At 73.7% G+C, this 9,675-nt stretch carries 7 protein-coding genes; 4 read left to right on the forward strand and 3 right to left on the reverse strand.

Annotated features, from left to right (window positions below; translation table 11 throughout):
- Positions 1–245: 245 nt before the first annotated feature.
- A complete protein-coding gene (locus tag QL983_RS08310) occupies positions 246–1,643 on the reverse strand; it encodes a replication-associated recombination protein A (RefSeq protein WP_041103678.1) in 1,398 nt (465 codons plus the stop codon).
- Between the two features lie 52 nt (positions 1,644–1,695).
- Between QL983_RS08310 and QL983_RS08315 the strand changes: the two genes are divergently transcribed.
- The 3 genes from QL983_RS08315 (at position 1,696) to dtd (ending at position 4,662) form a co-directional block, all read left to right on the forward strand.
- Positions 1,696–2,286, forward strand: coding sequence for a DUF1697 domain-containing protein (locus tag QL983_RS08315; protein ID WP_020621558.1), 591 nt, complete (start codon positions 1,696–1,698; stop codon positions 2,284–2,286).
- A 139-nt stretch (positions 2,287–2,425) separates the two neighbouring features.
- Entirely contained in the window at positions 2,426–4,165 is a 1,740-nt protein-coding gene (locus QL983_RS08320) for a choice-of-anchor I family protein (RefSeq protein ID WP_290152265.1), read from the forward strand.
- 44 nt (positions 4,166–4,209) lie between these two features.
- Positions 4,210–4,662, forward strand: a complete 453-nt coding sequence (dtd, locus tag QL983_RS08325; RefSeq protein ID WP_044659818.1) for a D-aminoacyl-tRNA deacylase — start codon at positions 4,210–4,212, stop codon at positions 4,660–4,662.
- Positions 4,663–4,685: 23 nt separating this feature from the next.
- Here dtd and aspS read toward each other — a convergent pair whose 3' ends face one another.
- A complete protein-coding gene (gene aspS, locus QL983_RS08330) occupies positions 4,686–6,500 on the reverse strand; it encodes an aspartate--tRNA ligase (RefSeq protein WP_078025478.1) in 1,815 nt (604 codons plus the stop codon).
- A gap of 145 nt (positions 6,501–6,645) precedes the next feature.
- Here aspS and QL983_RS08335 point away from each other — a divergent pair, with 145 nt between their 5' ends.
- Positions 6,646–7,947 (forward strand): APC family permease, encoded by a 1,302-nt coding sequence (locus QL983_RS08335; protein ID WP_060973791.1) that lies wholly within the window; start codon positions 6,646–6,648, stop codon positions 7,945–7,947.
- A gap of 59 nt (positions 7,948–8,006) precedes the next feature.
- Here QL983_RS08335 and hisS read toward each other — a convergent pair whose 3' ends face one another.
- Positions 8,007–9,383 carry a histidine--tRNA ligase gene (gene hisS / locus QL983_RS08340; protein WP_095694636.1) on the reverse strand — a complete coding sequence of 459 codons (1,377 nt, stop codon included), beginning with the start codon at positions 9,381–9,383 and terminating at the stop codon, positions 8,007–8,009.
- Positions 9,384–9,675 lie beyond the last annotated feature (292 nt).

Raw genomic sequence — 9,675 nt, forward strand, 5'->3', positions numbered from 1 at the left:
GGCGGCCGTACGGGGCCGGCTGCTGCGCGGCGGTGTGCTGGGGGGTGGACTGCTGCGGAGTGGACTGGGTCATGGGGGCGGCTCCTTCTGTTCCTTCTGTGCGTCGGTGGTGCATGGGGGCGCGAGCGGGCGAGGAGTCGGCGGGCCGACGTCGACCGCCCCGCTCATCCCTGGACAACCGGTGATCCGGGCGTCTTTATTCCGCGCGGCCGCCCGAGGCGTCCGCCCTCGGGCCCGGCGCGCGCTCAGTCGCCGCGGATGATCCGGCGCAGCGCGGCCACCTGCTCGGTGAGCCGCTTCTCGTGTCCGATGGGCTTGGGCCGGTAATAGTCCCTCCCGACCAGGGGGTCCGGCGCGTACTGCTGACGGGCGACGGCGTGCGGCTCGTCGTGGCTGTAGACGTAGCCCTGGCCGTGGCCGAGGGCCGCCGCGCCGGGGTAGTGCGCGTCCCGCAGGTGCGCCGGCACCGCGCCCGTGTGGCCGGCCCGCACGTCCGCGATCGCCTCGTTCACGGCGGTGTAGCTCGCGTTGGACTTCGGCGCGGTGGCCAGATGCGTCACGGCCTGCGCCAGGATGATGCGTCCCTCCGGCATGCCGATCAGCTGCACGGCCTGGGCGGCGGCCACGGCGGTCTGCAGCGCGGTCGGGTCGGCCATGCCCACGTCCTCGGACGCGGAGATGATCAGCCGCCGGGCGATGAACCGGGGGTCCTCCCCCGCCTCCAGCATCCGGGCGAGGTAGTGCATCGACGCGTCCACGTCCGAGCCGCGGATGGACTTGATGAAGGCACTGATCACGTCGTAGTGCTGGTCGCCGTCCTTGTCGTAGCGCTGGACGTGGTGGTCCATCGCCTGCGCGGCGTCCTCCTCCGTGACCGCGACGGCGCCCTCCCCCGCCCGGCCGGCCTCGCGCGCCTTGTCCAGGGCGACGCCGGCCGCGGCCTCCAGCACCGTGAGCGCCCGCCTCGCGTCGCCGCCGGCCATCCGCACCAGGTAGTCCCGCGCGTCGTCCTGGAGCACCACGGCGCCGTTGAGCCCGCGCTCCTGGGTCACGGCACGGTCCAGCAGCCCGACGATGTCGTCGTCCGTGAGGGGACGCAGCGTGAGCAGCAGCGACCGGGAGAGCAGGGGTGCGATCACGGAGAAGGACGGGTTCTCCGTGGTCGCGGCCACCAGCACGACCCAGCGGTTCTCGACGCCCGGCAGCAGCGCGTCCTGCTGCGCCTTGGAGAAGCGGTGGATCTCATCGAGGAACAGGACGGTGGTGCGCCCGTAGAGGTCCCGTTCGCGCTGGGCCTGCTCCATCACCTGCCGCACGTCCTTCACACCGGCCGTGATCGCGGACAGCTCCGTGAACGTGCGCCCGGGGGCGCGGGCGATCACGTGGGCCAGCGTCGTCTTGCCGATGCCCGGAGGCCCGTAGAGGATGACCGAGCTCGGTCCCGCGGCGGAGTCCGGATCGGGCTCAGCGAGCTTGCGCAGCGGGGAGCCCGGCCGCATGAGGTGCCGCTGGCCCAGCACGTCATCCAGCGTGCGCGGGCGCATGCGCACGGCCAGCGGTGCGCCGGGGTGCGGGGCGGCCACGGTGCCGGCCGGGCCGTCGTCGTCGGCCCCGTTGTGCGCGGCGCTGAAGAGGTCGTCCATCGGGTCCAGGGTAGTCCTCGGCCCGCGGGCGCGTGGGTGGCATCCTGGCCGCATGAGCCCCGCCGCCCCGCGCGCCGACCACACCCATGTCCTGCTGCTGCGCGGGATCAACGTGGGCCGGAGCAACCGTGTCGGGAAGGACACGCTGATCCGCTGGGCCCGGGCCGCCGGCGGGGAGGCGGTCACGACCCACCTGGCCAGCGGCAACGTCCTGTTCCGGGCGTCCTCCGACGCGGCCGCCGAGGGCGTGCGGCAGGGGTTCGCGCGGCGGGCGCGTGAGGAGGGCGGCCTCGACGTCCCCGTGGTCCTCGTGGACGTGGGCACGCTCCGGCGCGCCCTGGAGCTGCACGACGCGCTCCCCTGGGCCGGCGGCGAGCCGAAACGCACCCAGCTCACCGTGCTCGAGGACGACCCCGCACCCGAGGCGGCCGCCGCCCTGGCCGCGCTCGACCACGGGGATGGCCGACCCGCGGGGCCGGATCGCACGGCCCTGGAGGGACGGCTGCTGTGGATGCGCTGCGCCGCGGGGGTCGCCGACTCCCCGCTCACCCCGGCTCGCCTCGACCGGGCGCTCGGGGTGCGCGGCACGGCCCGGAACCTCACGACGGTGCGGGTGCTCGCGGGGCTGCCGAGCGAGGACTGACCTCGGCGGACGGCACGCGGGGCGTCCGGGGCGTCGACACCCGCGGGACACCGCGCGCTGGCCGGGACGTCACGGTCCGTTCACATCCGTGCGATGGGGTGACCCCGTCCTCCGCCTCCCTGCCCTGACTGGAGCATCCATGCCTCGCCTCGCACGCCTCGCCACGGCCGTCACCGCCGCGGCCCTGTCCACGGCCTTCCTCGCCCCGGCCTCCCTCAGCGCGCCCGCCCCGCACTCGGCCACGGCCCAGCGCGCCGCCATCGCCGCCAACCCGTCCGGCAAGAGCATCGAGCTCACCCGCGCCGGCACCCACGAGACCGGCGTGTTCGGCGAGTCCGCCGCCGAGATCCCGGCCTTCGACGCGGTCTCCGGCCGCCTGTTCGTGGTGAACGCGCAGCGCGGCGCCGTCGACGTCATGCGCCTGGGCGCCGACGCCGCCCCCGTGGCCGAGCGGACCCTCTCCGCCGAGGGCCTGCGCACCGCGGACGGCTCCGTCACGGACAAGGGCGCCACGGTGAACTCCGTGGCCGTCTCCGGCGGCGTGATGGCCGTCGCCGTGGAGGCCGCCGAGAAGACCGACCACGGCTGGGTCGTGTTCTTCGACACCACCACCCTGCGCTACCTCGGCGGCGTGCGGGTGGGTGCCCTGCCGGACTCGCTGGCCTTCTCCCCGAACGGGGCGTACGTGGTGGTCGCCAACGAGGGCGAACCGGCCGACGACTTCTCCGTCGACCCGGAGGGCACGATCTCCGTGGTCTCCGTACCGAAGAACGCCCGGCAGTTCTCCCGCCTGACCCAGGACGCGGTGCGCACCGTGGACTTCCGCGCCTACGACGCCGGCACCGCCCTGCCCGCCGGCGTGCGCGTCTCCGGCCCCGATATGGCGGTGCCCGCCGGTCACGAGCCCGCCGGTCGGGTGGCTCGCAACCTCGAGCCGGAGTACGTCACCGTCGACCCGACCGGACGCACCGCCTACGTGTCCGTGCAGGAGGCCAACGCCGTCGCCGTCGTGGACCTGAAGTCCGCCACGCTGGAGGACCTCTGGGCGCTGACGCCCACCGATTGGTCCACCGAGGGCGTGCTGGACGCCTCGGACAAGGACGGCGGCATCGAGCTGGGCCACTGGCCGGTCGACGGCCTGCCCATGCCCGACGGCATCGACACGTACCGCTGGCGCGGTCAGAACCTGGTCGTCACCGCCAACGAGGGTGACGGGCGGGAGTGGGGCGACTTCAACGACTCCGAGCGCGTCAGCGACCTGGACCTGTGCGCCGCCGAGTTCCCGGGGGCCAAGGCCCTGCAGAAGAAGGATGCCCTGGGCCGCCTGAAGGTGCTCACCGACCTCGGCTACGACTCTGAGCGCGAGTGCCACTCCTCCCTGACCACACTGGGCGGCCGGTCCTTCTCCATCTACACCGCGGACGGCACCCGCCTGTTCGACTCCGCCGGCATGATCGAGGAGCAGATCGCCCGGCTCGTGGCCGCCGGCGAGCTGCCGGAGCACGCGTTCAACGCGAACAACGCCGAGACCCCGTCCGGGGACTCCCGTTCGGATGACAAGGGCCCCGAGCCCGAGTCCGTGGTGGTGGGCACGATCCAGGGCCGCACCTACGCGTTCGTGGGCCTCGAGCGCATCGGCGGCGTGGTGGTCTTCGACATCACCGACCCGCGGAACGCCACCTACGTGGACTACGTCAACGACCGTGACTGGGATGCCGCGGGCGACGACGCCACGGCCGGCCTGGGTGACATGGGCGCCGAGGGCCTGACCTTCGTGCCGGCCGACGAGTCCCCCTCCGGCACCGCCCTGCTGATCGTCGCCAACGAGGTCTCCGGCTCGACCACCGTGTACGAGGTGAATCCGACCCGTCGTCAGTGATCCGCTGACGCGGACCGGTTCCGGGCGCGTTGCAGAATGGCTGCATGAGAGCCGTTCTGCAACGCGCCCGTTCCGCGTCCGTGACCGTCGACGGCAAAGTCGTCGGCTCCTTCGAGGGCGAGGGGCTGGTGATCCTGCTCGGCGTGACCGTCGACGACACCGAGGCCGAGGCCGTCCAGGTGGCCCGCAAGGTGGCCGGGCTCCGCATGCTCGACGGCGAGCGGTCCCTCACCGACGCCGGTGCCCCGGCGCTCGTCGTCAGCCAGTTCACGCTGTACGGCGACGTGCGGAAGGGCCGGCGGCCGTCCTGGACGCGCGCGGCGAAGGGCAACCAGGCCGAGCCGCTCTACGAGCGGTTCACGGCCGAGCTCGAGGCCGCCGGCGTGCGCGTGGAGCGCGGGGTGTTCGGCGCGAAGATGGACGTCTCCCTCACCAACTCCGGGCCGTTCACGCTGATCGTGGACTCGGACGAGCTGGCCGGTCCGCGGCGCGGCTGAGGCGGGCCCGCCGCGGACCCGGATCAGGCCTCCGGCTCGGCCTCGGCCTGCTTCGGCTCCGGCTGCGCGTCGACGCCGGCCTCCTTGCGCTGCTGGGCGGTGATGGGCGCCGGTGCGGCCGTCAGCGGGTCGAAGCCGCCGCCGGTCTTCGGGAACGCGATGACCTCGCGGATCGAGTCGGTGCCGGCCAGCAGGGCGACCACGCGGTCCCAGCCGAACGCGATGCCGCCGTGCGGCGGGGCGCCGTACTTGAAGCCCTCGAGCAGGAAGCCGAACTTCTCGTTCGCCTCCTCCGGGGACAAGCCCATGACCTCGAACACGCGCTCCTGCACGTCCTGACGGTGGATGCGGATGGAACCGCCGCCGATCTCGTTGCCGTTGCACACGATGTCGTACGCATACGCCAGGGCCGCGCCCGGGTCGGTGTCGAAGGTGTCCGCGAACTCCGGCTTGGGCGAGGTGAACGCGTGGTGCACGGCGGTCCAGGCGCCCGCACCCACGGCGACGTCGCCCGAGGCCACGGCGTCGGCCGCCGGCTCGAACATCGGCGCGTCCACGACCCACACGAACGCCCAGTCGGCGTCCTTCGCGGCCACGCCGTCACCGGCATCGGTGAACAGCCCGCAGCGACGGCCGATCTCCACGCGGGCCGCACCCAGCAGCGCGCGGGACTCCTTCGGCTTCCCGGCGGCGAAGAACACGCAGTCGCCCGGGTTCGCGCCCACGGCGGCGGCCAGCCCGGCCTTCTCCTCCTCGGAGATGTTCTTGGACACCGGGCCGGTCAGCTCGCCGTCCTCCTGGATGAGCACGTAGGCCAGGCCCTTGGCGCCGCGCTGCTTGGCCCACTCCTGCCACGCGTCGAGGGTGCGGCGGGCCTGGGAGGCGCCGCCCGGCATCACGACGGCGCCCACGTACTCGTTCTGGAACACGCGGAACGGGGTGTCCTTGAAGTACTCGGTCAGGTCCGTCAGCTCGAGGCCGAAGCGCAGGTCCGGCTTGTCCGAGCCGTACTTCTCCATCGCCTCGGCGTAGGTCATGCGGCGGATCGGCGTCGGCACGTCCACGCCCACGAGGGCCCACAGGGCCTTGACGATCTTCTCGCCGAGGGCGATCACGTCATCCTGCTCCACGAAGGAGGCCTCGATGTCCAGCTGGGTGAACTCGGGCTGACGGTCCGCGCGGAAGTCCTCGTCGCGGTAGCAGCGGGCGATCTGGTAGTACTTCTCGATCCCGCCCACCTGCAGCAGCTGCTTGAACAGCTGCGGCGACTGCGGCAGGGCGTACCAGGAGCCGGGAGCCAGGCGGGCCGGGACGAGGAAGTCGCGGGCGCCCTCCGGCGTCGAGCGCGTGAGAGTCGGGGTCTCGACCTCCACGAAGCCCTCGCCGTGCAGCAGCTCGCGCGCCGTCCGGTTGACCTCGGAGCGCAGGCGCATGATGCGCGAGGGCTGCGGGCGGCGCAGGTCCAGGTAGCGGTGGCGCAGCCGGGCCTCCTCGCCGACCTCCACGTGCTCGTCCACCTGGAACGGCAGCGCGGCGGCGGTGTTGAGCACCGTCACGGTCTCCGCGATCAGCTCGATCTCGCCGGAGGGCAGGTTCGGGTTCTCGTTGCCCTCGGGGCGGCGCTCGACCGTGCCGGTGACCTGCAGAACCCACTCGTTGCGCAGCGGGTCGAAGTCCGCCTCGTCCCGCACCACAACCTGGGCGAAGCCCGAGGCGTCGCGCAGGTCCACGAAGGCCACGCCGCCGTGGTCTCGCCGCCGCGCCACCCAGCCGGTGACGGTGACGGTCTGGCCGATGAGCGAGGCGTTGAGCTCGCCGAGGGAGTGGGTGCGCAGCACGAGGATCCTCTCCGTCCGGTCGCCGGACGATGTGCGGGGTTCATGTGATGGTCGACGCCGTGTGATACGCCTGCGGGGCGGGCGCGCGCCGTTCCCGTCAGTCTAGTGCCCCGTCCACACTGCCCCAGCCCAGGAGGACCCCGTCATGACCGCCGCCCTGCAGCGCCGCCTGACCCTGCTCCACGCCGTCGCGATCGGCCTCGGCTCGATGATCGGCGCGGGCGTGTTCACCGCGATCGGCCTGGCGGCCGCGCTCACCGGCGGCCACCCCGGCCTGCTGTACGGGGCCCTGGCGGTCGCGGCCGTCGCGGCCCTGTGCAACGCCCTGTCCACGGCGCAGCTGGCCACCGTCCACCCCGAGTCCGGCGGCGCCTACGTCTACGGCCGGCGGCAGCTGCACCCGTGGGCCGGCTTCGTCGCCGGCTGGGGCTTCGTCACGGGCAAGACCGCGTCGGTGGCCGCGATGGCGGCCACCCTCGGCCTGTACCTCTTCCCCGACGACGCCGCCGCGGCCCGGTGGACGGGCGTGGCCGCCGTCGTCGTGCTCACCGGGGTGGCGATGGCGGGCGTGACGCGGACCGCGCAGGCGACGTTGGCGATCCTCGTGCCCGTGCTCGCCGTGCTCGTGTTGGCCATCGGCGCAGGCCTGGCGCGCGAGGCCCCCGGGGGCTCGGCCGCGGCGCTCGGCGTCGACTCCCCCGTGCAGGGCGTGCTCATGGGCGCGGGCGTCCTGTTCTTCGCGTTCGCCGGCTACGCGCGCGTGGCCACCATGGGTGAGGAGGTCATCGACCCCGCACGCACGATCCCGCGCGCCATCCTGATCGCCCTCGCCGTGACCGTGGCGCTGTACCTGCTGCTCGCCACGGCGCTGATCTCGGGCCTCGGGACCTCCGGGCTGGCCCGGTCCCCGGCGCCCGTGCGCGACCTGCTCGAGACCGCCCTGGGCTCCGGCTGGGGCTGGGTGGCGGTGGCCGGCGCCGCCCTCGCCGCGGCCGGGGCCATGCTCAACCTGCTGACGGGCATCTCCCGCACCGCCCTGGCCATGGCCCGCGAGTCCGACCTGCCCCGCCCCCTGGCACGGGTCCATGCGGGGACCGGCACGCCGTGGACGGCTCAGCTGACGGTGGCCGCGGCCGTGATCCTGCTCCTGCTCACCACGGACATCCTCACCGTGGTGGGCTTCAGCTCGTTCGGCGTGCTCGTCTACTACGCGGTGGCGAACCTGTCCGCCCTGACCCTGCGCGGGGACGACGACGGCCGCCGCCCGGCCCGGCCGCGCCCGCTGCGCCCGCTGCGCGTGCCCCGCGCCGTCAACGTCCTCGGCCTGGCCCTGTGCCTGCTGCTCGCCCTCAGCCTGCCGCCGATGTCCGTGGCCGCGATGGCGGGCGTGTTCCTGATCGGGGTGGGCGGGCGCGCGTTCGTGCGGGCCGGGCGCCGGGGCCGGTGAACCGACGCGCGGACGGGTGTCGGCGTCGCGCGCCGGGGCCGGCGCAGCGGTCCGCCCGCTCAGTCCTGCGCGCGGGCGACCTGCGGCAGCAGGTCCTCGGCCGGCGGGGTCCAGTCGGCCGGGTCCGCGGCGTGCTGCTCGCCGGAGCGGATGTCCTTGACCTCGTGGACCCGCGCGCCGGCATCGTCCCGGCCCATGAACCAGACGAACGGGATGCCGCGGCGATCCGCGTACTTGATCTGCTTGCCGAACTTCTCCGCGGACACCGCGACCTCCGCGGGGATGCCGCGCTGTCGCAGCAGGGCCGCGACGTCCTGGGCCTCGGACCAGTCCTCGTCCGCCGTCAGCGCCACGTACACCGCGGTCGGCACGGAGCGGGAGGCCACGGCCATCTGCTGGGACAGCATGCGCATCACCAGCCGCGTCACGCCGATGGACAGCCCGACACCGGGGAACACGCGGTTCCCCTTGGACGCGAGCGCGTCGTAGCGGCCGCCCGAGCAGATCGAGCCGAGCTGCTCGTGGCCCACCAGGACGGTCTCGTAGACGGTGCCCGTGTAGTAGTCCAGGCCGCGCGCGATGGACAGGTCCGCCACGGCGCGCCCGGGGGCGCGGCGGTGCAGGGTGGCGACGACGTCGGCCAGCTCGGTCAGCCCCTCCTCGAGCAGCTCGTGGGTCACCCCCAGGGCGCGGACCCGCTCGACGAACGAGGCGTCCGACGTGCGGATGTCCGCCAGGGCCAGCGCCTGCGCAGCCTGCTCGGGGCTCGCGCCGACCTCCTCCTGGAGCAGCCGCGCGACCTCCTCCGGGCCGACCTTCTCCAGCTTGTCGATGCTGCGCAGCACGCCGGCGGTGTCCTCCAGGCCGATGCCCCGGTAGAAGCCCTCGGCGAGCTTGCGGTTGTTCACGCGGATGAGGAAGTCGCCGATCGGCAGGGCGCCGAGCGCCTCGGCCATCACGAGTGCGACGTCGGCGTCGTACCGGGGCGAGAGGGCGCCGTCGCCGACGACGTCGATGTCCGCCTGGGTGAACTCGCGGGCGCGGCCCTCCTGAGGGCGCTCCCCGCGCCAGACCTTCTGCATCTGGTAGCGACGGAAGGGGAAGGCGAGGTGGCCGGCGTTCTCCACGACGTAGCGGGCGAACGGCACGGTGAGGTCGAAGTGCAGGGCCAGGCGCTTGGGGTCGGCCGGGTCCTTGGGATCGCGCCGGCCCGCGGCGACCTCCTCGTCCTCGGCCAGGCGGGAGACCGCGTAGACCTCCTTGTCCACCTCGCCCTTGCGCAGCAGCTGGCCCAGGGTCTCCACGGCACGGGTCTCGATGCCGGCGAACCCGTGCAGCTCGAAGGTCCGCCGCAGCGTGTCGAGCACGTGCTGCTCCACGAGCCGCTCGGCGGGCAGCCACTCGTGGAAACCGGACAGGGAGGCCTTGCGGGACATGGCGATCCTTCGAGACGACGACGGCGGGGACGCGCGACGGTCCCCCGCCGGCGCACCGGCCCATTCTAGGCGCGGGCGCTGTCCGGCCCGGTACGCTGGCCCTGTTCGTGTCCATCCCGACCGGCCGCATCCCTCGACGACTGCGTGCCGGCGCAGTCAGGGAGAGTTCCAGCGGTGACCAATCACATGCAGCCCGACGACCAGCAGTCCCCCGCCACCGAGGCCGCCCCCGCGTCGGCCGAGGCCGCCGAGCCGACCGTGCCCGCCGAGCGGCTCGTGGAGCAGCACGTGC

The organism is Micrococcus sp. APC 4021, assembly GCF_030407635.1.
Classification (GTDB): domain Bacteria; phylum Actinomycetota; class Actinomycetes; order Actinomycetales; family Micrococcaceae; genus Micrococcus; species Micrococcus luteus.